Annotated in this window: 21 protein-coding genes; 11 read left to right on the top strand and 10 right to left on the bottom strand. The window is 55.7% G+C overall.

The annotated features are described in order from the left end of the window. Positions 1–369 (bottom strand): hypothetical protein (locus B2R17_RS19735; RefSeq protein WP_286765317.1); only part of this gene is annotated, 369 nt, incomplete at its 3' end. Positions 370–645: 276 nt separating this feature from the next. Here B2R17_RS19735 and B2R17_RS19740 point away from each other — a divergent pair. Continuing rightward, positions 646–1,737 carry a substrate-binding domain-containing protein gene (locus tag B2R17_RS19740; RefSeq protein WP_286765318.1) on the top strand — a complete coding sequence of 364 codons (1,092 nt, stop codon included), beginning with the start codon at positions 646–648 and terminating at the stop codon, positions 1,735–1,737. A gap of 212 nt (positions 1,738–1,949) precedes the next feature. After that, on the top strand, positions 1,950–2,147 hold the full coding sequence (locus B2R17_RS19745) for a hypothetical protein (RefSeq protein WP_231845896.1): 198 nt from the start codon (positions 1,950–1,952) through the stop codon (positions 2,145–2,147). A 132-nt stretch (positions 2,148–2,279) separates the two neighbouring features. Here B2R17_RS19745 and B2R17_RS19750 read toward each other — a convergent pair whose 3' ends face one another. Both B2R17_RS19750 and B2R17_RS19755 read right to left on the bottom strand, forming a co-directional pair. After that, the gene (locus B2R17_RS19750; protein WP_286765319.1) at positions 2,280–3,038 is read right to left on the bottom strand and encodes a metallophosphoesterase family protein; all 759 of its coding nucleotides are present in this window, start codon (positions 3,036–3,038) and stop codon (positions 2,280–2,282) included. 4 nt (positions 3,039–3,042) lie between these two features. Beyond that, a complete protein-coding gene (locus B2R17_RS19755; RefSeq protein WP_007327496.1) occupies positions 3,043–3,801 on the bottom strand; it encodes a metallophosphoesterase family protein in 759 nt (252 codons plus the stop codon). Positions 3,802–3,909: 108 nt separating this feature from the next. Here B2R17_RS19755 and tsaB point away from each other — a divergent pair, with 108 nt between their 5' ends. After that, positions 3,910–4,713, top strand: a complete 804-nt coding sequence (gene tsaB, locus B2R17_RS19760) for a tRNA (adenosine(37)-N6)-threonylcarbamoyltransferase complex dimerization subunit type 1 TsaB (RefSeq protein WP_286765320.1) — start codon at positions 3,910–3,912, stop codon at positions 4,711–4,713. Between the two features lie 83 nt (positions 4,714–4,796). On the opposite strand, the gene B2R17_RS19765 is transcribed toward tsaB, so the two are convergent. The 6 genes from B2R17_RS19765 to B2R17_RS19790 form a co-directional block, all read right to left on the bottom strand. Next, positions 4,797–6,452 carry a BamA/OMP85 family outer membrane protein gene (locus B2R17_RS19765; RefSeq protein WP_286765321.1) on the bottom strand — a complete coding sequence of 552 codons (1,656 nt, stop codon included), beginning with the start codon at positions 6,450–6,452 and terminating at the stop codon, positions 4,797–4,799. Beyond that, positions 6,449–7,903 carry a BamA/OMP85 family outer membrane protein gene (locus B2R17_RS19770; protein ID WP_286765322.1) on the bottom strand — a complete coding sequence of 485 codons (1,455 nt, stop codon included), beginning with the start codon at positions 7,901–7,903 and terminating at the stop codon, positions 6,449–6,451. The genes B2R17_RS19765 and B2R17_RS19770 overlap by 4 nt, the downstream gene beginning before the upstream one ends. 285 nt (positions 7,904–8,188) lie before the next feature. Further along, entirely contained in the window at positions 8,189–9,028 is an 840-nt protein-coding gene (locus tag B2R17_RS19775) for a hypothetical protein (RefSeq protein ID WP_286765323.1), read from the bottom strand. A gap of 111 nt (positions 9,029–9,139) precedes the next feature. Then, positions 9,140–9,994 (bottom strand): phosphoenolpyruvate hydrolase family protein, encoded by an 855-nt coding sequence (locus B2R17_RS19780; protein ID WP_286765324.1) that lies wholly within the window; start codon positions 9,992–9,994, stop codon positions 9,140–9,142. Positions 9,995–10,015: 21 nt separating this feature from the next. Further along, positions 10,016–11,263 (bottom strand): Tm-1-like ATP-binding domain-containing protein, encoded by a 1,248-nt coding sequence (locus B2R17_RS19785; protein ID WP_286765325.1) that lies wholly within the window; start codon positions 11,261–11,263, stop codon positions 10,016–10,018. Between the two features lie 185 nt (positions 11,264–11,448). After that, positions 11,449–16,668 (bottom strand): PAS domain S-box protein, encoded by a 5,220-nt coding sequence (locus B2R17_RS19790; protein WP_286765326.1) that lies wholly within the window; start codon positions 16,666–16,668, stop codon positions 11,449–11,451. Positions 16,669–17,220: 552 nt separating this feature from the next. Here B2R17_RS19790 and B2R17_RS19795 point away from each other — a divergent pair. The 4 genes from B2R17_RS19795 to B2R17_RS19810 all read left to right on the top strand — a co-directional run bounded on the left by B2R17_RS19795 (position 17,221) and on the right by B2R17_RS19810 (position 18,752). Continuing rightward, positions 17,221–17,400 (top strand): hypothetical protein, encoded by a 180-nt coding sequence (locus tag B2R17_RS19795; protein WP_008653605.1) that lies wholly within the window; start codon positions 17,221–17,223, stop codon positions 17,398–17,400. Positions 17,401–17,478: 78 nt separating this feature from the next. Next, a complete protein-coding gene (locus B2R17_RS19800; protein ID WP_008653608.1) occupies positions 17,479–17,685 on the top strand; it encodes a CsbD family protein in 207 nt (68 codons plus the stop codon). A gap of 139 nt (positions 17,686–17,824) precedes the next feature. Further along, complete coding sequence (locus B2R17_RS19805) at positions 17,825–18,163, top strand: cupin domain-containing protein (RefSeq protein ID WP_286765327.1); 339 nt, start codon at positions 17,825–17,827, stop codon at positions 18,161–18,163. 145 nt (positions 18,164–18,308) lie between these two features. After that, entirely contained in the window at positions 18,309–18,752 is a 444-nt protein-coding gene (locus tag B2R17_RS19810; protein ID WP_286765328.1) for a GNAT family N-acetyltransferase, read from the top strand. Positions 18,753–18,760: 8 nt separating this feature from the next. Here the strand turns inward: B2R17_RS19810 and B2R17_RS19815 are convergent, their stop codons facing one another. Continuing rightward, positions 18,761–20,371: a tetratricopeptide repeat protein gene (locus B2R17_RS19815; protein ID WP_286765329.1), complete on the bottom strand. Its 1,611-nt coding sequence runs from the start codon at positions 20,369–20,371 to the stop codon at positions 18,761–18,763. Between the two features lie 229 nt (positions 20,372–20,600). On the opposite strand from B2R17_RS19815, the gene B2R17_RS19820 reads away from it, so the two are divergent. From B2R17_RS19820 to B2R17_RS19835, 4 genes are all read left to right on the top strand, one after another. Beyond that, positions 20,601–21,812, top strand: a complete 1,212-nt coding sequence (locus B2R17_RS19820; RefSeq protein WP_414707375.1) for a hypothetical protein — start codon at positions 20,601–20,603, stop codon at positions 21,810–21,812. Between the two features lie 6 nt (positions 21,813–21,818). Then, positions 21,819–22,013 (top strand): hypothetical protein, encoded by a 195-nt coding sequence (locus tag B2R17_RS19825; protein ID WP_039961017.1) that lies wholly within the window; start codon positions 21,819–21,821, stop codon positions 22,011–22,013. A 4-nt stretch (positions 22,014–22,017) separates the two neighbouring features. Further along, positions 22,018–22,395, top strand: coding sequence for a hypothetical protein (locus tag B2R17_RS19830; RefSeq protein WP_008653617.1), 378 nt, complete (start codon positions 22,018–22,020; stop codon positions 22,393–22,395). 87 nt (positions 22,396–22,482) lie between these two features. Continuing rightward, positions 22,483–23,073 (top strand): hypothetical protein (locus tag B2R17_RS19835; protein ID WP_286765331.1); only part of this gene is annotated, 591 nt, incomplete at its 3' end.

Consider the following 23,073-nt stretch of genomic DNA (forward strand, 5'->3'; position numbering starts at 1 on the left):
GGGGACAAAACCGTAGCCGTAACTGCGGTAGCCGTACCCGTATCCGCCGTATCCGTATCCACCATAGCCGCGACGAAAGCCATAACGACGTGGGGTGTTGTAGTAATAGTTCGTCACCGACCCGCGATTGGCGTTGCTCGTGCTAACGGTGGGGCGATTGGCGGAGTAAACGCCTTGCTGCCCGATGACGGCGCTTCCGCCACGATTGAATCCGTTGCTCTCGATTCCATAGCGATAGCCCTGGGCGGATGCGTCAGGGGCGAGTGCAAATGCACCCAGCATCCCGATGACCAGGGTTGCGAGACCGGCCGAGGCCCATGGCGGCAAGCGGCGATGAGTCGATTGAAGTGTTTTGTTGGACGTGTTCATAGTGCACCTGAATGGTTGCTGGGGAGGAGAGATCGGAACGGTTTGCGACGGGATCCACTGAATTTTATGCGTCGCGAAAACGGAAGTTCTGGGAATAAAATGTCTGATCAAGTCACGGCTTCCGCCAAATCTTTTTTGGGTAGGATGCGATTAAGTGGCACTGTTGGCCGATTTTCACGTGCCTTCGGTGTGCCGTAGCACCGGTCCATAGACGGCGAGCCACTTTGTTAGACTGGCGGCGATTCGTTTTTTGCTTCTCTTTCGCGAATGGTTGCTATGGCTCGTTATTGGTTGATATGTCTCGGATTGGTTCTGGTGATTGGATGCAGCAAATCTGATTCCAGTTCCTCGGCGAAAACACAATCAGGTTCCGGTGCGGTCGCGGATGCATCGGCGGATGCGACTGGTTTCCCGCGACAGTGTGGCGACTACACCGTTTTGGGCATTTTGACGGACAACCAAGACAACTCAAAAGCAAAGGAAAACGCCGAGACGACTTTGCTGCGTCATCCGGATGTGGCTTGCTTGGTCGGTTTGTGGAGCCAGAACACACCGATGATTCTGGCCGGTCTTCGAAGCAGCGATGCGCTCGGAAAAGTCGCGGTGGTTGGTTTTGATGAGCACCCGGACACTTTGGCGGGGATCCGTGACCAATCGGTTTACGGCACGATCGTGCAGCAACCCTACGCATTCGGTTATCGCAGCGTGCAGTGGCTGACGACGATGGCGAAAGGCGGCGAAGTCGAGGTGCCGGAGTCGGGAATGATCATCATCCCTCACCGATCGATCACCGGTGCAAACGTCAACGAGTTTGCCGCAGACATCGATGCGATCAAGTCAGGCAAAGGACCAATCTTGTCCGGCGACGAGCAGATCGACGGATCGGGAATTCGAGTGGCCTACATCACCAATTCGTTGGATCCGTTTTGGACTTTGGCCGATGCCGGTTGCAAGCGTGCGGCGGAGCAATTCGGGTGCGAAGTTGATGTGCAAATGCCATCGAGCGGTTCCATCGAAGAGCAAAAGCGATTCTTGGAATCCAATGTCGCGGCAAAGGTGGATGGGATCGCGATCAGCCCAATCGATCCTGAAAACCAAGTCGGCATGATCAACGATGCGTGCGAAGTCACCACGGTGATCTGTCAGGACAGCGATGCACCGGCTTCTCGTCGCAAGTTCTATCTCGGAACGAGCAACTACTTGGCCGGACGTGCCGCCGGCAAGTTGATTCAAGAAGCCATTCCGGAGGGCGGCGAAGTGATGCTGTTCGTCGGGAAGATGGAAGTGCTCAATGCTCAAGAACGCAGTCAGGGCATCATGGATGAACTGGCGGGCAAGCCGATTCCGGCCATCTTGCAAGGCAACTGATTGCCAAAGCGATGCCGATTTGAGAGCAATCCTTCGCCGGTGCGATCCGCATAACCGGAATCAGTGGCGGCGAGGGCGAGCATTCAACCGTCTTTCCCTCTTCTCGCGGGAAGGATTGAGACGGCTCGGGTCGAAAGGTGACGTAGGTTTCCGTGTCGAGCGAGGGTGTGCCTGGTTCGATGCGACGTGGAAACCTTTTTGAGAGTTTGACCATGAGTGCCATCCCTCCCGCTGTGCAGCAAGTCCTTCAGGCTCGCCAGGACGCGACGCAAACGCAGATCGATGTCGCGTTGTTGGGGCAGAATCTGGATGTGCAACGGCAAACTGGCGACGCGATCGTTCAGATGATCTCCGAAGTCGTCGACGTTCAAAAACAACTCGCCAGCGGCCACATCGACGTCCGCGTTTAGCATTCGGCGAGGGCGTCTGGTGGTTGGCGAGCACGCGGCGAGCCAGCATCACGCTCAGCCAGCTCAATATTCCGCCAGCCAGCATTCTGTGAGGCAGGCACCAACGACGGCTTTGATCAGCCGGTCGTTTTTTCAGCGGCCTTCGCGAAGGCGGTAGCCCAGGAAGTTGTCCAGCTCCGCTTCTTTCTCAATCGCCTGGACCGTCCGTTCGATGTCGTATTCGACTCGTCGAAACATCACCAAGTCCGGTTCCACAATCGCGTAGCAACTGCGTGGGTCGCCATCACGCGGCTGGCCAACGCTGCCGACGTTGATCATCAATTTCGCATTGGGATCGGCCAGTGAATATCCGGTTCCGGTGTCAGCGGGACGGACGAAGCGTTGCTCCATCGTGAACACACCGGGGACGTGGGTGTGCCCTTGGAAGCAAACTCGCGGGACCAACGAAAACAGCTTTTCCATTTTCTTTGTGTTCTGAGCGTCTTCCGGAAAGACGTATTCGTTCGTCGGTCCACGCGGTGAACCATGAACAAACAACCAATGGTCTTCACGAACGGTACGAGGCAAAGCGCACAGGTATTCGATTCGTTTGCGGCTGGCTCCCGGATCGTCGCCGGTTTCTTCGAGCTGGCTGCGGGTCCAGAAGATTGCTTGTTCGGCCGCGACGTTGAAGCCTTCCGGATCGAACAGCGAACTGCTGTCGTGATTCCCCAAGACGCAAAAGTTGAAACCCATCACGGTATCGAGGCAGGCACACGGTTCCGGGCCGTAACCGACCACATCGCCCAAACAGACGATACGGTCGACCTTTTGTGATTCAACGTCCGCGAGGACGGCTTCGAGCGCGGACAGGTTTCCGTGGATGTCGCTAAGAATGGCTGTACGTGTCACCCGATCAATGTCCTCGCTTCAGTCGATCGCCGAGGGCATCGTCCAGGTCGGGTTGAGCGTAAATCTTTTGAGCCGTCTTCTCGAAGTCGTATTCGACGCGGCGGTAGGTCACCGTCTTCGCGTCGGTATCCAAGATGATGTAGCACGATTGATTGTTCTCGTCTCGCGGTTGGCCAACACTACCGACGTTGATCATCAGCTTGTTGTTGCCCAACGCGTAGGTGTGATCGCATTCGTCCGGCGTGACGAATTCACATTCGGTGGTGAACACGCCCGGCAGGTGGGTGTGGCCCATGAAGCAGTATTGATCGATCTTGCCAAACAAGATTTCCATCTTGCGAGCGTCGTACATGTATTCGGGGAAGACGTATTCGTTGGTCGGATCGCGAGGCGAACCGTGGACGAACTTGAATTCGCCGTCGTCGATGAATCGCGGCAGTTCGCCGAGGAAGTCCCACCGAGCGTTGACTTGTGCGGGACCGCCTTTGCCACTGTCCAGCTCGTCACGAGTCCAGTAGATCGCTCGGAGTGCCATTGGGTTGAAGCCATCCGGATCAAACAAAGCCGCTTGGTCGTGGTTGCCAAGAATGGTGTGTTTGCACCGACGCATCACCAGATCCAGGCACTCGCATGGATTGGGGCCGTAGCCGATGATGTCACCCAGGCATATGACTTCTTGGACACCGACTGAGTCGATATCTTCCAGAACCGCTTGCAGCGCTTCGAGGTTCCCGTGGATGTCGCTGATCAACGCTCGCTTCACAAAATTCCTCGGTCACCTCACCTGGATGCTAAACCTGCCGGGTGTCATTGTAGTCTGGACTAAATTTGCACGACAATCCCACGCAATTGACTCGGCGAGTTCCCGACGATGCACTCCAAGACCGAATCTGACAACCAGCGACCCGTGACCGGATTGGCTCTCGAAGTCATCGGTCGCGAGGGATCCGTGGCGTTCATTCGAGATGGTGATGTGGTTCAGTCGACCGACTTACCCAGCGAAGTTCGCGCGACCGCGTCGTTGACACCTGCTCTTGAGTCGTTGCTGGCAAGCACGAACACAGCCGCAAACGACTCCGAACCTAGCCAGGCCGAATCGCCACTACCAACGCAAACCAGTCGTCCAGATTTCATCGCGGTTGCCGATGGGCCGGGATCGTTCACCGGTTTGCGTATTGCCGCAGCCACAGCGAAAACACTGGCTTATGCCTGGGGAATACCCGTGGTGACGTTGGATTCGTTGTCAGTTTGGGCTGCGGCCGTGTTGCCGGCGGGATCAGCCGAGGCGGAAATTTCGCACGCCGATATGCCTCGCGTCGGTCAGCAAATGATCGTTGGCTTGGATGCCTATCGAGGTCAAACGTTCGTGGGGACGTTTGTTGCCACGGAAGCCGGATGGCAGCCGGACGAAGAAATCGAACTGCTCGATCGAGCTGATTGGCTCAAGACGTTGGAATCGGCCTCGTCCGGAACGTGGCTGACCGGAGACGCGATCAAACCCGGTCTACCGACGGAGAATCTGCGGGTGGTCGACCGAAAGCAACCTCTGGCTTCCGCTCTGGCAAAACTCGCTTACCAAAAATATTTGGCGGCACAAACCACCGATCCGATGGAAGTCTTGCCCAGGTACTTTCGCCCGAGCGCTGCCGAAGAGAAGGCAGCGTCCTCCAAATAACCGATCGATTGCCGACCGGTTTTTGGGCTTCTATCGCCGAACGGATGTTCATTCGCCGGCGTTTGGAAAGACCAGATCGGTGATTAGCGAATCGCACTCATGTAGAAGCTGAACATACGCTCGTCGTCGGTGTCAGCCTTGAGTACCGGGAATGCGAAGTCGAACGCCAGCGGGGCTGGGCCGAGCATCGGGATCGCAACGCGAAGACCGACGCCGGGAGCGACTCGGAAATTGTCCGAGTTGATTTCGATATCCTGTTCAACCGTTCCGAAGTCGACAAACGCGACGCCTCGAAAAGCATCATCCGCAGTCAGCGGGAACATGTACTCGACCGAGTTCAGCCATTGGAATTGGCCACCGACCTCGACGCCATTGATGACGGGGCTGGCACCGCGGAAGTCGAAACCTCGAATGGTTGCGTAACCACCGGCGAAGTAGTTTTCGAAGATCGGTGTTTCATCGCCACTGAATCCAAGCTGAACGCTGTACGAAAGTGTTTGCTTGCCTGAGCCGTCGGCACGTTCACGAAGCAGCAAGTATTTGCGGTACTCGGCTTCAAAGGTGGAGTATTCATAATCGCCGAAGGTTTGTTCGAAGCTCAGCTCAAAATAGTGACCACGACTGGGTTGAAGCGGGCTGTTTCGAGTGTCGTGAATCAGAGAGGCCATGCCGCTGTACAGGCCGTTGTCTCCGAGCACGTCGTTCAGCTCTGGCACCGTGTTGACTCGTGGGTCGGTGATTTCGACGTTTTGGCCGCTCACACCCAATGACACGGAAAGGTCAGGCGTGACGCGATAGCCAAAACTGATTCGGCCACCGAGACGGTTTTCATCCCAGTCGTCGTATCTACGGTCGTACAAGAATCCGCTGAGCGACATGCTGATCGGCAGATAGCCCAGCAGGTTCGGGTCGGCGAACTGGGCTGTGTAGCGTTGGTAGTTGCTACCGGGAGCGGCTTCCAGTCGAAACGTTTGCCCGGCACCACGGAACGCGGTTCCGCTGAACAAATCACCAAACGAGCGAGGCCAACGGCTGATGTCAAAGTTGCGTTCGTCGATCGTGACTTGGCCGGTGACGCCTGCGTCACTGTTGACCGCACCACCGAACATCAAACGTCCTGTCCGTGCGGGATAACCCTGGATGATCAGATCGGCTTCGCGAACGGTGGGTTGGTTGACAACGGGAGGTGCCAAATTGGGCGACGATGGAAAGCTGCCCTGCAACGGCCCGGGCAAAGCACCACCTTGGTAGACGTCACCTTGGTAAGTCTGATCCGGGTAGGCTTGGCCTTGGTAGCCGCCGTTTTGATAGGTCGGCGCGGCGTAGGGATTGCCAGGAGCCGGAGCGGGGGCAGGTGTGGTTGGAACGGCGGTTCCCGGGCCACTGTAAGTGGAGGGGCCACCGTAAACCGATTGTCCATAGGTCGAGTTGGCGGGTGCCGATGGTTGGTTTTGGTATGACGGTGGCGCGCCATAGGCCGAGGGCGGCGGCGTCGGAGGCGGGTATGCGGTTTGGGCTGCACTTTGCGACGATGAGACGAAGCCGGATGATAACGCGAGCAATGCCGATGCCGAGACGCGAGTCCACAGCGAGCGATTGATGTCATCGAGCCAGCGCGATGCCGTGTGATGCTTCGAATTCATCGAAGCATCGGGTTCAGAAGATTGGGTCACAGCACGCATCCATGACTTGAAGCGAAACTTGAGCGGGAGTGATTTCAATGTTGCCTTGAAGTTCATCTTTGCGATCCCTCCAACGGCTTCACGATGATGTCTGGTGGTTCAGCGATTGTTGGGTTGGTTTCCAGCAGATTGCTTCGTTCGATTCGGTTGCGGCCGGTTTCTAAGTCGCGTCGGTCGATGTAGTCACCTTCTCGCATTTCGATCAGGTTCAACATGGTGGACTCTCGCATCAGGTGAGGTTCACCGTCGATTTCCACCCGAATGCTGTTCACTTTCCAACGATCGCCTTCGGTGATTTCGTAGACCAAGTCGACGATGCCGTTCTCGTCACGCATGATCGTTTTTGGGTTGACCTCGGCGTAGATGAATCCGAGTTCGCCATAGCCGTAAACAATTTCGCCGATGTCTTTTCGCATCTTGGTGCCGCTGAATGTGTCGTTTGCTTTCAGCTCGAGGCGTTTGCGAAGCGATTCTTCGGTGACGTATTCGTTGCCAACGATTTGAACGTCACCCACTTTGAAACGTGGGCCTTCGTGGACGACAAAAACAATCGTCAACCATGTTCCGGTTTCATCGAATTCTATCCGGCGTCCGACGGTCGCGGTGAGGAAGCCGAGGTTGTGGTAGTACGATGCCAACACGTTGACGTCCGCATCGATTTTTTTCATGTCTGCGACGTTGCCGATGTAGCTCATGATGCCCATCATTGGGCCGCGGCTTTGGATGACCTTCTTCAGACGCGATTCGCTAACGATCGAAGCACCCTCGATTTGAATGTCTTCGATGCGTTCTTTGGGGCCTTCGTTGATTCGGAAGACAACCGCGTTGGTGTCACCGGGCAGTCCGATGCCGGCTTCAATCGCGGCTTGGTTGAAGCCTTCCTCGTGGTAGTAGTCGAGCAATCGACGCTTGCCAGTTTCGATCGCGAATTCGCTGAGTGGGTCGCCTTCGGTGATGCCCGAACGGCCCGACAATTCACGGTCGTTCATCCGGTAGTTGCCGTGATAGATCACCTTCGACACCATCGCTCGTTCGCGAACATAGAACGTGACCAGCACGCTCTTCTGCGGTGCGTTGCTGGACCCGTTGGCTCGGGTGATACGTTCTTCGGTTTCGAAGGTGACGTGATCGAAAGAACCCATGTCGTTCAAGCGACTGACGTCCGACAGGACCGTTTCTTCGCTGTAGAAACGACCTTTGCGGGTTTGCAGTTCCGCCAGGATATCGGTGGTGCTGATGACCTGATTGCCGATCAGCCGGACTTCGGCGACGACCGCATCACCATCTTCGCGACGCAGGGCCATGCCATCGCGGTTGTGGATGTGGTCGCGAAATTTTGGTTTGGTTGCGGCTGCAGGTGCCTGAGCTTGGCCTCCGCCCATTCCACCACCGCCACCGCCGAATTGTGCGAGGAGATTGGTTGGTGAGCAGGCAATTGCCAGACAGCAAACAAAACACGCCAGGAAGCGGTGTTTTGGGAGGTCGCAGTGGTAGAGTCGAGACGGCATGAGCAGCCATATCCGTGGCACGAGAATTGAGGTCTTCCCGTCTCTACCAATGCTCGCGCGGGTGCCACAAGGCGAATACGTCCCCACCCACGAACTTCAATCAACTTTGCAAAATTGTTCGATTTGCTGAGAAAGATCGATTTGGCAAGCGGCAGCCATTCCGCCACATCGAACATCGACTTGGGCTGGCGAAAGCGGTCGTGAAACACATCTGTTTCCCGCTCGCGATCGGTTGAGAAAATGCCGCTTGTGAAGTTGCCCCGAGAAGGTACCCAGCGAAGGATCTCAGGGGGCGCCGTGTTCGATTAACTTCTGCTGAAGCGACTCAAAGAAACTGCGGTCTTTGGCGTATTGGTCCGGATCCATTTGGTTTTTGAAGTAATCCAAGTAGTCGATCCAGCCTTTGGTTTCATCGACGAAAGAGTATTCGGGATCAGCCATTGGATTGACCCAATCTGGATCGCCCGGTTCGCGTTGGCCGGTGATTTGGCCATTGCCGTCGACAATGAAATTCGCCGTCAGAACGGGAAGCTTCATTCGCAACTCGTAGATCGCACGCTCGCCCCAAGACATGCCCGCGGTCGCTTCCTCCCAAGCCTGTGTCACCTCGGGCGACGTTGTGCTGTCCGGGAACCGAATGCCGTTGGCTGCGCCCGATTGAGTGATCCCGTCGCGGTTGAGGTCGACCTGCGCCGCCGGTGGCACCAATAGATTCAGAGCCCCTTCTTCACTCAGCGAATCCACTTGGATCGGATCCGCCAATCGATGAATCGTTTGAACGGTCTTGAGTTCCTCAGGTGGCAATCCGCGAAGGAATTCTTTCGGTGCCGCATAACCACCTTCGTCGTATGCCTTGGACATGACGTTCGCATAAGTCTCGCCCAACGCGGCGGCATCCTCTTGACCGCGATAGCGGCCGAGTTGTTCGACTCGGTACCAATTGGTCCACGACTGCTCGATTTGGGAATCAAGCGGTGTGTCAGTGGCGACCGGTTCTGCGCTCGCATATCCCTCCCGTCCAAAGTTTGCCAGCACTTCGCTGAAAACACTTTGCACGTTTTGGTTGGCAGCTCGACGATGGTCTTCGAGCGTCATCACACCGGATTGTCGCGTGTCGATTCGCACTTGAGGGTTCGCTCCATGCAAGCGGGACGTTCCTCACGCTTATCGACCAATGCCGATGTTCAAGTTTGATGGTTCACGATGGATTTTCGCAGAATATCGATTAGGTCGACTCTATCGCGAGAGTTTTAGATCCACAAAAGATCGAACCTGACTGGTGATAGCACGTTCAGTGGGCAGTCGTTCCATCGAGCTCGCACCGTAGAAACCATCGATCGGGCAACGGTCCATGACGTACTGAGCATCATCTGGTTCCGCGATCGGGCCGCCATGACACAGCACGAACACGTCCGAACGAACGTCACGTGCGGCGGAAGCGATTTCGCTGACCAAACGCACACTGTCATCCAGCGTCATCGCGGTTTGCGCGCCAATGGTTCCCGAAGTTGTCAGCCCCATGTGCGCGACGATGATGTCGGCACCCGCAGTTGTCAGCTCACGAGCTTGTTCCGCATCAAACGCATACGGTGTGGTCAGAAGATCCATTTCGTGAGCCGCGGCGATGCATTCGATTTCCAATTGGAAGCTCATTCCCGTTTCTTCCAAGTTGGCTCGAAACGTTCCGTCGATCAGGCCGACGGTGGGGAAGTTCTGAATGCCGGCGTAACCGAGAGACTTCAGTTCTTGCAAGAAATGATCTCGCAATAGAAACGGATCAGTCCCGCAAACGCCGGCCAGCACAGGTGTGTGCTTCACGGCGGTCAAGATCTCCGGTGCCAATTCCTTCACGATTTCGTTGGCGTTGCCATAGGGCAGCAGTCCTGACAACGAACCTCGTCCCGCCATTCGGTAGCGACCCGAGTTGTAGACAACGATCAAGTCGATGCCGGCTTCTTCTTCGCACTTGGCCGAGATTCCGGCGCCCGCGCCGCCGCCGATGATTGGTTTGCCAGCCGCTTGTTTCTCTCGAAAGCCGGCCAGGATAGATTCGCGTGTTTGAGTCATGGTGCGTGGTTTTGGATGAGTCATCAATTGAGAAGCGATCGATTCTCAAGCGGATCCGTCTTGCGACTGGATCCACATCGATCGAAAAGTACCAGTCAACGCTTTCGCGAATTCGGGATCGTTGATGTGATACGGTAAGCGACGAACCGTTCGCTTGGGAGTCGTGTCGATGCACCGCTCCAGTTCGCTGAACAACGCCTCGTCGGCTTCCAAATCAAAGAACGGTTGCCCTGGAGCGTCTAATGCCGATACCCCTTTTTCCGGAATCAGGATTGCCACCTCGGCGGTCGAACGATTCATCTTCCCGGCGATCCATCGAGCGATTTCGCGGTTCTCGTCCGGCGTGGTCCTCATCAACGTGATTTGTGGATTGTGAACGTGAAGCAACCGGTCTTTGAATTTTTCAGGGACGGTCGATCGGGCTCGGAAGTTCACCATGTCGACCGCGCCCAGGCTCATCACATACGGGACTTCCGACTCGATGATCGCATCGAATCGACTCGGGCCAGCCGGGAAGATGCCTCCGACCACTTCGTCCGCGACTTCGGTGGTGGTGATGTCCAAGACGCCGCGAATCAATTTGGACTCGACTAATTTGTCCATCGCTCGACCGCCGGTACCGGTCGCGTGAAAGACCAGCGGATCCAATCCTTCCGCTTCCAATGCAACTCGAACGGCGGTGGCGCAAGTCGTTGTGACCCCGAACATGGTCATTCCAATTGCCGGCCGAACCTTCGTTGTCGGACTCGGGATGGAAACCATGCCCGCCAAAGCGTGCGCGGCGTTGGAAAGAATTTTCGTCGATACTTGGTTAAGCCCAGCTACATCGACGATCGACGGAAACATCACGATGTCGCTGCCGCCAACAAATGCGGAGACGTCTCCGCCGCCGACGGTGGACACCATCACTTTCGGCACGCCAATCGGTAGAGCCGCCATCGCGGGGCAAATCAAAGCGGTTCCGCCGGTGCCACCCAGTCCGATCACGCCCGCGACGCGTCCGGACCGATGTTCGTTTGACAAAAAAGTCTGCAACGCATCGCTCATGGCTTCGATTGCTTGGCCACGATCTTCGCATTTCAATGCATCCGTGTTTGGATTGCAGCCGGCCACCGCGTCTCTTGTGACCGAAGGTTCGATTGACGGCGGATCAAGTGTTCCGACATCGATGGTCGCGACGGACAACCCTTGCGATTTCAATTGTTCCGCGACGAAATTCAATTCCTCGCCTTTGGTGTCCATCGTTGCAATCGCGTAGACCAACGGGACAAGATCGGAGGTGGTCGGTTGCATGGCGAATCAAACAGTCAGACGGGCAATCGTTGGGATCAACTTTTGTTGATCGAGAGGTTTGATGGTGTGGTCAGTGCAAGCCGTGGCCAAGCGTTCTTCCCGATCGCTTTTTATCGCATCGGCGGTTGGCGTGATGGTAGGCAGTTTGCGGTCTCGGCGTTGCAGTTCCGCGGTGGCTCGCAGGCTTAAGTCAGTTTGCTGACCAGGGCGACGAGCTTGGCAGCGTCAATCGGTTTGCTGAGGTAATCATTGCATCCCGCTTTCAGACACAGGTTCATGTCCCCTTGCATCGCGTCCGCGGTCAGCGCGATGATCGGAGCATCGTAACCCAATTCGCGAAGTCTTTTCGCCGTTGCGTACCCGTCCAGCTTAGGCATTTGCATGTCCAAAATAATGACATCGGGCAAGCGTTTGGCCTTCATGCTTTCGATGATTTTTTCGACCGCTTGCAAGCCATCCTCACATTCATCAACGGTCGCGCCGGCTTTGGTCAAGATACGGCGACTCAGGAATCGAATGTCGCGACGATCATCCACCACCAACGCGTAACAGTTCAGTTTGATAGCCGCCGCCGATGAGCACTCCGGTTCGTTCGCTAGTTTTGAATCGGGCTGAGAGTGATCCACCATCGCAACGCCTGTCACGTCGCCGGGGAACACACTCAGAGTGAATGTGCTGCCCACGCCCACTTCGCTTTGGAAGTGGATGGTGCCGCCCAGCATTTCTGCCAATCGTCGGCTGATCGTCAGTCCCAGACCCGTTCCGCCGAAGGTCCGATTCACACTGGAGTCTCCCTGCGAGAAGGGCAAGAACAACTGCTCTTGTTGCTCGGGAGTGATGCCGATGCCCGTGTCGATCACGTCGATGCACAAACGGATCGGATCAGGTTCCATTCGCACCACCAATCGCACATGGCCTTTCGGAGTGAATTTGATTGCGTTGCCAACTAGGTTGATCAAAACCTGTTTGAGCCGTTTCGCATCGGACTGAATCGATGCGGGGATCTGTTGGCCGTAGTCGACGGTCAGTTCCAGTCCCGCTTCTTTGGCGCGGACTTCCATGATGCTTCGAACGTCTTCGATCAAATGAGCAGGATCAAAACGCTCTGATTCCACGTCGAGTTTGCCGGCTTCGATTTTGGACAGGTCCAAGATGTCGTTGATGATATCCAGCAAGTAATCGCCGTTTCGACGAATGGTCTGAAGATGATGCAGACCTTCGGCGTCTTGGATGATGTCTTGCAATAGCTCCGCGTATCCCAGGATTGCAGTCATGGGTGTACGGATTTCGTGTGACATGTTCGCCAGGAATGCACTCTTGGATGCGCTGGCTTCGTTGGCTCGTCGTTCGCTTTCTCGCAACGTTTCCGCTTGCACGTGTTCCTGCGTTGAATCCCAGTTCACTCCGTACATCCGAGTGACGTTGCCGGACTTTCCGCGGACGACTTCGCCCATGCCGGTGATCCATCGCATTTCACCATCCGGTCGGACGATGCGGAACTCGTATTCGTAGTCGTGGTTGCCTTCGATTGCTTCTTGCCAATGTCGTTTCAGTTCCTCCACATCATCGGGATGAGTCAGCGAGAAACAGAGTTCGGGACTGCCCTTTCGATCGTCCGTTACACCGAATAGCTCGTACATCTCCTTGGTCCAGTAGCTCTTCTTGGGCGTCCATTCCCAAGCCGCCATGCCACCGGCACGGAGTGCCATTTGCATCCGTCTCGATGCATTCTTTTTGGCTTGCTCCGAACGAACACGGTCGCTCACGTCGCGAACAATGCCAACGTATCGGTGCTCACCAGACAACGATGTCTCACTGACTGACAAATCCAAACTGAATGTGGACCCGTCTTTTCGCCGGCCGGTCACTTGGCGTTGTTGGCCGATGATGTGACTGTGACCTGTTTCTTCGTAGGTCTTCAGATAGCCGTCGTGCTCGCTGTGTTCTGGTTCGGGAATCAATACATTGATGTTGCTTCCGGTTAGTTCGTCGACTTCGTAACCAAAAATTTTGGCTGCGGCGATGTTGACGGAGTTGATGATTCCACGACGATCAATCGTGATGATGCCGTCCACCGCCGTGTTGAAGATGGCTTCCAATCGGACCGCGACTTCTTGCTGTTTCAATTCCGCTTTTTTGCGATCACGGATGTCGACTCCTGACGGAATCAGGTATTCGATGTTGCCGTCGTCATCAAATACTGGAGCGATCATGAAATCGATCAGCACTCCGTCGTCGCCGTGAGCAAACAAGGACACGTCGTATCGCACGGGTTCGCCCTTGAAAGCTCGGTCCATGGCGTCTCGCATCTGCTGGGCAACTTTTGGATCGTAGTTCCACCACGGTGCTTCATGGAACGGTTTGCCAATCACTTCGTGTCGATTGACTCTCGCGTACTCGAGGGATCGATCATCGACTTCCAACAGCAAACCGTTGCGATCGATCACACCAACCAGACCGAGTTGGTTGTTGATGACGCGGCGCAAGTGAGCTTCGCGGTCGGCCAATTCCAAACGGCTTTGCTTTTGATCGTGGATGTCGATGTTCATTCCGACCCAACGATTGACCGTACCATCGGGACGACGTTGAGGTGCCGTGCGGACTTGGAACCATCGGTATTCGCCGTGACGGTTTCGCAGACGATATTCCATCACGAGCGGGCGATCTTTGGCGACCGCCTCTGTCCACACCTTTTGAGTCAATTCACGATCATCGGGATGAATCGCGTCGAGCCAGCCGAAGCCGAGCCATTGATCCAAGGTTTGTCCCGTGTATTCACGCCAACTTGGTGAATCAGAATCGGCGACACCATCCGTATTAGCGATCCAAACGATTTGAGCCGAGGCCCGGACGAGTGATTGAAACAGCTCTTCGCTTTCTCGGAGCTGCGTGACATCGGTGAAGGTGATCACGATGCCATCGTGATCGCCAGAGTGGGATTGATACGGCAACACACGACGGATGAACGCTTTGCCGGTGTTTGCAACGATCGTGTGTTCGACACCGTCCTCTTTGATCAGTTGTTCCCAATCGGGAAGCGGCGGCATGTCACGCACGTTGGGAACGATTTGCGTGAGCGGTCGACCCACGTCGGTCGCAATCAAACCATAGATTTCCGTCGCCGCGGGGGTGAAACTTCGAATCGACAGATCATCGTCCAGGAAGATCGTTGCAATTCGTGTGCTGCGCAGAAGGTTCTGCAAATCCGCGTTGGCCCGGGCAACCGCTTCACTGCTGCTGCGGATTTCCTCTTTGGAGATCTCCAGCATTTCATTGGCCGTTTGCAGACCTTGGTTCATCGCGAGAAGTTCGTTGTACGACGACGTCAGCTCCTCGTTGGTGGCCTCCATTTCTTGAATTGATCGATCGAGGTCATCTCGGGTCGTGGCAAGTTCTCGTTCGAGTTGTTCAATCCGTTTTTGAGCCTGGGGATCCGCGGTGCTTGATGGATCGGAACCGGCTGAATCATTCGTGGGCGAATCCGAATGCGATACGGGAGGACCCAAATCCTGAAACGCCACCATGAACAACTCGGTTTCGTGACCGAGTTGCATCATCGGTTGAATCGTCAACTTGACGTGCTGTTCACCGCTGTCACTGATGATCGTTAGGTCATCACGAACCACTCGTCGGCGATTCGCCTTGGCTTCCGCGAATGCACCACGAAGGCCGATTCGCAGATTGATGTGAGCCATCTTGATCAAGTTGTTCTGGTGCAAACCTTCGCCAGCGGAAAGATACGGGCTGGTATCAGCTAGCGAGCAGACGACTTTGCCATCGACGTCAACGACCACCGCTTTGGGAGCAAATTCATCGAGGATGATTCGCTGCAGCACCTGGTGGATTTCTTTTGTGTCTTCCTCGTTGGGAACGATCGCAGCAGCCTGGGCGGCCTCGACGGCGCTTACAAAACCTCGTGAGTCGCCAATCACGGCGACCGTCTCGGTTCCCTTCCGCTGGTTGATCCGATGCTCTGCGTCGACGGTGCGAAACAGCTCGTCGTGCGACGAAATCGATTCGCTCGGACCAAGAAATAGGTACCCGTTGGGACGCAATGCGTAATGGAAAAGCGGGATCAGCTTTTTCTGAAGGTGCGGACCCAAGTAGACCAGCAGGTTGCGGCAGGAGATCAAATCCTGTCGCGAGAATGGAGCGTCGCTGATGAGGTTGTGCAGCGAGAACAAGATCGACTCGCGCAAATTGCGTTTGGCGTGATAGCGTTTGCCGCGTTTGACGAAGAATTGTTTCAGCCGGGCCTCGGAAATGCTATCGGCAATTCCAAGTGGATAGATACCTTGTCGAGCGATGGCCAAGGCATGCTCGTCAATATCGCTGGCGATGATCTGAAACGTTGGCTGTGATTCGTTTGTGCGATCGTTGCCCTGCTGCGTTTTCAGATGGTCCAGGTGTTCGTAGCAAAGGATTGCCAGCGAGTAGGCTTCTTCTCCGGTGGCGCAACCAGGCACCCAGATTCGAACCGGATCGTTGGAAGTGCGACCTTCAAACAGTCGCGGGATCACTTCGTTAGCCAAGCTCTCGAACGAGTCAGGATCGCGGAAGAACGCGGTGATCCCGATCAACAATTCGCGAAACAGGTTTTGCGTTTCGTCTTGGTCATCGCGCAAACGCTCTGAGTAGTTCGCGACATCGGAGATTTGCAGGATCTGCATCCGCCGCAAAATTCGTCGAGTCAGCGTCGCGGTCTTGTAGTGCTTGAAATTGTGCTTGGTCGCGTTGTAGAGCACGTCGGCGATTTCCGGGATCGACCGTTCGATCTCGTCCAGCATCGATTCACGCGTCAGGTTATTGGATTGCTGCTTCCGATAAGCGACGTAGTCATTCAATTCATTCGCGATTTCTTCGGGCGTGAGGACGTGGTCCGCCACGCCGGTCGTCGCCGCATGTCGCGGCATGGAATCGAATTGTGCCGAAGACGCTATTTGGGTGAACGTCATACCACCAGCGTCGCTGATCGATTTCAGGCCGAGCGTCCCGTCGGTGCCCATGCCGGAGAGAATCACGCCGACGCCCTGCTCGCCCTGTGTCTCGGCGATGGAATGAAAAAAGTGATCGATTGGCGTTGAGGAGGTTTCTTCGGTGGCCGGTTTCAGCATCAACCGCGAACCGCTGCTGATCGATAGCAAGCTGTTTGGAGGACAGATGTAGACCGTGTTCGGTCGAATGAGTTGGCGAGACTTCAGTTCGACGACCGGCAGCGATGTGGCATTCGTAAGTTGATCGAGCCGCGACGCTTGCAATTCCGATGCATCGTGGGCGACGAACACCACCGCCATGTCGGGCGAATCACCCAACGACGCCAGTAGTTCTTGCAGTGCCTCCATCCCGCCCGCGGCAGCTCCCACGCCGACGACCAGAGGTTTGGATTTCGGTTGTGGATCGCTCAATGGAAACGTGTCTCCCGTCCCGCGAACACCGTTGACTGGCAGTTCAGACTTGGGCCGGTAGGGGCAATTGGCATGGTCTTGGAGCGTTGAGGTTCAGAATGCATCGAAACCTTTCCAACAACCTCGCGATGCGAATGACCGAATGGTTCTGATTGGAAGCGACAAGCCCGTTTGGGTCAATCGATCGAGGGCCGCAAATGACGCATACGCGGCTCGATTCAATCCGTTTTGTAATCGAAGACTACCACTGTAGGCGGATGGGCACTCGGCTTTTGCCGCTGATCAATTTCCGATCAATCGACCAGTGATGAAAGAAACCCGATCGAGACCACGAAAACATTCGTTTCCGTTTCGAAAACCGCGGTCCTGCGCAAATCGCAACGGCTGAGCGTGGGAAGGACTGGTTGGATTCGCTCAAAGAGCAGCTTGTGGTTTGAGCAAACGATTTTGGCACTGCATTCGCGTTGACTGAGCATGCTTCCGAGACGCCGTCGTTGCACTGAGTAACAGGTTGCCTCGATGTCATCTACTCGCATGCCGAAAGGGCCAACCATGAGACAGCCACGTGACGTCATCCACTTTCTATTGCTAACCGCAGCCCTGGTCGCTGGCTTCGTCGTGTCCGGATGCGATAGCAAAGAAACCGTCTTGGACGTCGAAACGCCAGACGGTGGCGTGGAAGTGAACCGCGATATCGACGACGGAAGTTTGAGCGTCGACGTGGAAGAGTAGAGATCAGCAGCAGAAATCAACAACTTCGCAAGCGGCGATCGTTTGCGAACGTTGGCACCATCAATCTTCAGGAGAAATGTGATGAATTGGGATCAAATCGAAGGCAAGTGGAAACAACTCAAGGGCCAAGCTCAACAACAGTGGGGCGACCTGACTGACGACGATCTGGATCGCGTTGACGGAAAACGCGAAGAGCTCGTTGGAGTCGTTCAGGAACGATACGGACTGGCAAAGGACGAAGCAGAAAAGCAGGTTCAGCAGTTCGAAAGCTCTTGCAATTGTTAAGCGAGTTTGGGGCCGCTCGAAAGAGCAGCCTCTCCAACGTTCGCATGAATTCAATCGGGTCGCGTCGACTTGCATCGACGGCGACCCTTTTTCCGTGTTTTGACCACACGTCGTAAAAACAAAGATCAATTGGCTAGCAATGGACATTCCGCAAATCAAAACTAGTTCCGACGCTGGACAAGGAGCGATGGGACAGATCTATCTCGCCACCGGAAAGCAAGTCGCACTTCGACGATGGGAGGAAAGCCCCGGTGGCTTTAGCAAGCCGACCGCCCGTGAATACGAGGTGGTTGGATATCTGCTGCAAGGCGTTTTGGAACTTGAGTTGGATGGCGGAACGGCAAAGATGGATGTCGGGGACTCTTGGTTAGTGCCCGCCGGAGCCAATCATCGCTACCGAGTGATCGAACCCATCGTCGCGATCGAAGCGACCAGCCCGCCCGCACGATTTGGCAATCGTGATCAACCGGCCGGATAAATCTGCCGGCAATGAACCGCCGCGATTGTCGACTGAGTGAACCTGAACGCTGCCGCTGGTATCTTGGATTGGTTGAGTCACTGACCTTTTGCTCTTCATCGTTCATGGCGAACGTTGCGGGCCATTCGCCAATCCAAATTCGACCATGGCCATCCGATACCGCACCGACCTGAAGTTAGACTCGGACGAGTTCATCGATTTGCTCAAACGATCCACTTTGGCCGAACGCCGTCCGGTAGAAGATGAGTCACGAATCAAGGAAATGCTGGCTCATGCGGACGTGCTGGTCACCGCGCATTGGATCGATGACTCAGCAGCGGTGGATCCAAAAGTGACTGGCCGGCTGGTCGGCGTATCGCGAGCCATCACGGATTACGCCTACTGCACGTATCTATCGGATCTGGCCGTTGATTCGGACTATCAGGGCCGGGGCATCGGACGCGAATTGATCCGGCTGACTCACGAAGTCGCGGGGCATCAGACCCGGCTCATCTTGTTGTCTGCACCGGCAGCCGAAAGTTACTACCCGCATGTTGGAATGCAGCCGCACCATTCGTGCTGGATGATCCCCCCAAGCGATGAAGGCTGAGCAGATGTCTAGCGTTTGAAGCCGATCAAGAATCCGACTTCAGAACGCTCGGTGTCAAAGTCTTCGTTGTCCGAGGCGAATCGGTCGTGGCCGGCCACGGCAGAGAGTGAAAGTTGTTCGGTGAGTTGATAGCTCAGCTTCCCGTGCACTCGCCAAAAGATCTCATCGCGGCCAATCGGATCGGTGAAGTCGGGGTAGTTGCGGTAGCCCACACCCCAGGTCGGAGTGAACTTCCAGCGGTCGCTGATTTGCCAGTCCGTGGAGCCGTGCAGATTGATCGAGAGATAGCGGTAGTCGTCACCTTTGGTGTTTGCATATTCCAGGTCGGTTCCCAGAGCGACCATCGGCAAGGCTTCCCAGTTGGTTCGTTTGAAGTGGCTGGCACCGAACGTCAGTGTTGTTCCATCGAGTGAGGTCTGCGTGGGCGTCGCGCCGTCGTCTTCGAAATTGGATTGGGCAATCGTGGTGTACCCATACCAAGCGTTCAAATCCGGACGGATCACGGTGAACGATGCCGTTCCCGCGTGGCGGTCACCGACCTGATTGCCATCGAAGAAGTCGTTGGAAAACACATATTCCATTCGGCCGATCACTTCGTTTTCGCCGAATAGAAAGTCACGTTCCGCAAACGCACCCGGTTGGAAACTGGCCAAGTTGAATTCTTGGAACTGACTTTCGTTGGCCGTGAAGTAGCCGCGAAACATTAGGCCCGCACGAGTGTTTTCGCGGCGGATCAATTTCCAATCCATGTCGGGACTGGCGAACCACTGAAAGCTGGCTTGTTCGTCTTGTGCGAGATCGCGACTGATCGGTGTCAGAGTGACGTTGGTGTTGTACAGCAATCCCGTTTCCAAAAAGATTCGGAACGGGCTGGTCGGTGATTCCGCTTGGCTTTCAAGTTGCCGCAATCGATTCTCGAGATCGTCAGAACCGTCGAAGGTTTGAATCTCGTACCCGACTGTTTGGGTCGGAACGCCGTCGAAATTTGGCGGGTTGGGAAGCTGGCTGGCTTGAGCCACATTGGCCGGATCGGACGTCATCCAATCCATCGCCGATGATCCGGCGGCGGGCGTGTTTGCCCTTGGGGCGGCAAGTTGTGCCAAGGCAGGAGCGGGAGCTTCAATGCCCATCGCTCGGACTTGATTGGCATAGCTGCTCGAAGGAGCGATCTTCAGTACTTCCGTCAGGTGAGACCGAGCCGCCTCGGGACGCGACAAGTCATTGAGCAATTGTCCGAGGTCGAAGTGAGCGGCCGCGTTGAATGGGTCGAGCTCCAATGCTTTGCGAGTTGACTCGACCGAGGAGTCCACATCACCGAATGCTTTTTGCATTCGGCCGAGTGTCCGCCAGGAATCGGAGTGGCTGGGGTTACTGGCAACTTTCTGTTGCAGCATCTCCAGCATTCGCAGCTGGGCCGGGCTGGGCTGAGCAACGGATGTGTTTTGGGCGGACGTGTTTCGGTCGGGTGTGCTGGCAGGCTCGGGCGAATCTGAATTCTGCGATGCCGGTGCGAATCCGGGGTTCGCGAAATCTTGGGCTGTCGCGATGCAGTGGACGGGGAATAGACCCACCCAGGCGGTCAAAGCGAGAACTCGGAGATGGCCGTTGAGGTCGTTCATGCAGTGATTGAGCGAGTGCTGCCTTGTTGAGTCGTCAAATGGATGTCATCGCGAAATGCGTTGTGAATCCATCTAGAAATTGACGTCTTGGATTGCGTACTTTGCGGTCGGTCAAAGAGTGAACGTCCGTTCGCTCGTGATTGGTATCAATTGACGCTGGCCGGTTGCCACCCCGATTCACGATGGTCGTGCTGAGGATGCGATGGAAGCTGAGCGTCAGGAAATTCACATGGAGTTGAACTCACGGATGAAACGTCACTCAAAGAAAGCGTTGGCCATCGCATGCATGCTGTGCACCAGTGGAACCGTCCAGGCTCAAGGATTGGACGGAGCCCTTTCACGTGTTCGCGGCCAAGTGCAACAGAACGTGCAAACCCAGGTGCAACAGCGCGTCCAAGCTCGTGTTCAGAGCCAAGTTCAAGCGAACGTGCAGAGCCAGGTTCAACAACGCATTCAAGCGAATGTTGCCAATGGCGTCCAAGCTCGCGTCGGAAACCAAATCGAAGCCGCTGCCCAAACCGCCGCCGCTTTGGCCGTTCGTGCTCAAGCCCAAGCCAACGCGGCCGCTGATCGTGCATCGCGAACCAACGTCGATGCCAACGCGGATGTTCGAGTCAACCTGAATGCGAACGCCAACGTCGCCGGATCGCAATCGCGAACTTTCGCCGGGTTGGCATCGTCCGCACGACTTTCTGCAAGCCCGATCCAAATCAGCGTTGCTGAAGTCCAGGCTTACGATTCGGTCTTTGGTCAGTTCAACCCACTTCGCACGTCGGCTGTTCTGAACACTGCCGCCGCCGTTCGTCAGAACGCGACGGCACAAACCGCAAACGGCCCATCATCGAGCGAAGCACAACCAAGCTCGACTGGACCGACCAGCACACCATCGCAAAGCCCATCGACACCGGAAGCGAATGCCCCTGAGTCGACCGAAGCATCTGGCATCGCTGGATCGACTTTCAGTGGCGCGTTCAGCCAAGTCGCTCAAGGTCAAGCTGGTGCTTCCAACGGGCAATCGGTTCGCGGAGCTGCACAAGGTGCCGGAAACTTCGGCGTCGCCGGAGTGTTGGCATCCAACGTCGACTTCTCGACGATGATCGCGGTTGCCGCTCGTCAACGCCAAGCCGAAATCGCTCAGATGCGTGACCAAGCATTGGCGTCGGCCAACGCGGAGTTAATGGCACAAGCGGATGCAATGGAAACTCGTTTGAACGCGTTTGCATCGGCTCAACAAGAAGCCATGGCTGCAACGCAAAGCAACGTTCAGTCGTTCCAAGCGAACGCTGCCAGCCAAGTGGGATCCGCCGCGACCGTGAACGCGAGCGGTTCCGTTCAAGGCCAAGCCACCGCAAACGGTGCTGGACAAGCGGCTGTGTCCGCTGCCGGTCAAGCCGAAGCGTCCGCCGCGAGCACCACGAACTCAAACGGCACGATTCGCTAGTCGCCTTTGGCCGGTATTTCGGTCGACATCACGATTGATTTTGAAGGCGGGAGTTCAGCTCTCGCCTTTTTTGTTGCGCTGATCGAAATCGCTTTCGTTGGTACGCAACTTGCCTCAGTGAATGCCGAACTCCCGCGACTTGCGGGTATTGAAAAATCCGCCTCCCCCGCAAGGGCGGCACGCCTTTCACTCAAGGATTAGAAACATGAAATCGATCACAGCATTTTTGTTGGCCGCCTGCATGATGGTTGCCGTTGGTTGCGACGAGTCCGCTTTTGACCAAGAAGCAGACGCGATCCGCGATGCAACTCAGCAGCAAGCCGAAGACATTCGCGATGCCTCGCAAAACACCGCGGAAAACATCCGCGATCAAGCTCAGCAAAAGGCCGAGAACATCCGGGATCAAGCTGAAAACGCTCCGGAAGCCACGGAAGACGCAGCCGAAGACCGAGCTGATATGATTGAGGAACGCGGCGAAACCAAGGCAGACCAAAAGGAATCGCTTGGCGAAAAGAAAGCTGACGCGTTGGAAGAAGCCGGCGAAAACAAAGCGGATCAACTAGAAGAAGTTGAGGTTGAATGATCGACCACCGACTCGGTGGATTGAAACATTCCAATGCTTGGTGGTCGTTTGGCCACCAAGCATTTTTTTATTTGAGCACGCAGTTAAATGAACCTTCCCTTTCGATCTCGTTCCCAACTTGTTCTGGCGGTCGTCGCAGTGTTGCTGGTTGCAGTGAGCGTGACATTCGCCTTTCTATCCTTCAGCTCGGTCGAGCACCTGGCCACCGGATCAGCCGAAAAAACAATCCTGATTGATTGTGACTTCGACAAGTTTCGCCAGATCATGGTGCGGAAAAACGCAACCGCAGCGATCGTGGGTCAATCCGGAATGACATTGATCGATGAGAGTGTGGAGGATTTGCAGATCGATACCAGCCAAGACGATCGACCGCTTCTGAATGCGATCCGAGGTCAATCAAAAGCCGAAGTCCAGGCAGTCAAAAAGCTTCGTGTGAGTTTGAGTGACCCACACATCGACGCGGATCAATTGACGCTGCGACAACGAGCCGACATTCAGCCCGAATCCATGAGTGTTGTCACCCAATCGATTGCCGCAGCTGCGAACTTGGAATCCTACAAGACGACGTTGGATGCTCGACCGGAGGGCAACCAAACCGAAGTCACCTTGTCGGTCGCACTGGATGTTTTGGTCACGGTCCCGAAAGCCTTTGTGGGGCGAGCCGATCGCGAGGTCCAG

Source organism: Rhodopirellula sp. UBA1907, from assembly GCF_002337565.1.
Classification (GTDB): domain Bacteria; phylum Planctomycetota; class Planctomycetia; order Pirellulales; family Pirellulaceae; genus Rhodopirellula; species Rhodopirellula europaea.

Excerpts from the sequence above, each read along its gene's own strand:
- B2R17_RS19830 (WP_008653617.1), top strand. The coding sequence starts at position 22,018 with ATGAAATCGATCACAGCATTTTTGTTGGCCGCCTGCATGATGGTTGCC.
- tsaB (WP_286765320.1), top strand. The coding sequence starts at position 3,910 with ATGCACTCCAAGACCGAATCTGACAACCAGCGACCCGTGACCGGATTG.
- B2R17_RS19810 (WP_286765328.1), top strand. The coding sequence starts at position 18,309 with ATGGCCATCCGATACCGCACCGACCTGAAGTTAGACTCGGACGAGTTC.
- B2R17_RS19780 (WP_286765324.1), bottom strand. The coding sequence starts at position 9,994 with ATGACTCATCCAAAACCACGCACCATGACTCAAACACGCGAATCTATC.
- B2R17_RS19745 (WP_231845896.1), top strand. The coding sequence starts at position 1,950 with ATGAGTGCCATCCCTCCCGCTGTGCAGCAAGTCCTTCAGGCTCGCCAG.
- B2R17_RS19740 (WP_286765318.1), top strand. The coding sequence starts at position 646 with ATGGCTCGTTATTGGTTGATATGTCTCGGATTGGTTCTGGTGATTGGA.
- B2R17_RS19770 (WP_286765322.1), bottom strand. The coding sequence starts at position 7,903 with ATGCCGTCTCGACTCTACCACTGCGACCTCCCAAAACACCGCTTCCTG.
- B2R17_RS19765 (WP_286765321.1), bottom strand. The coding sequence starts at position 6,452 with ATGAACTTCAAGGCAACATTGAAATCACTCCCGCTCAAGTTTCGCTTC.
- B2R17_RS19795 (WP_008653605.1), top strand. The coding sequence starts at position 17,221 with ATGAGACAGCCACGTGACGTCATCCACTTTCTATTGCTAACCGCAGCC.
- B2R17_RS19805 (WP_286765327.1), top strand. The coding sequence starts at position 17,825 with ATGGACATTCCGCAAATCAAAACTAGTTCCGACGCTGGACAAGGAGCG.
- B2R17_RS19820 (WP_414707375.1), top strand. The coding sequence starts at position 20,601 with ATGGAGTTGAACTCACGGATGAAACGTCACTCAAAGAAAGCGTTGGCC.
- B2R17_RS19785 (WP_286765325.1), bottom strand. The coding sequence starts at position 11,263 with ATGCAACCGACCACCTCCGATCTTGTCCCGTTGGTCTACGCGATTGCA.
- B2R17_RS19815 (WP_286765329.1), bottom strand. The coding sequence starts at position 20,371 with ATGAACGACCTCAACGGCCATCTCCGAGTTCTCGCTTTGACCGCCTGG.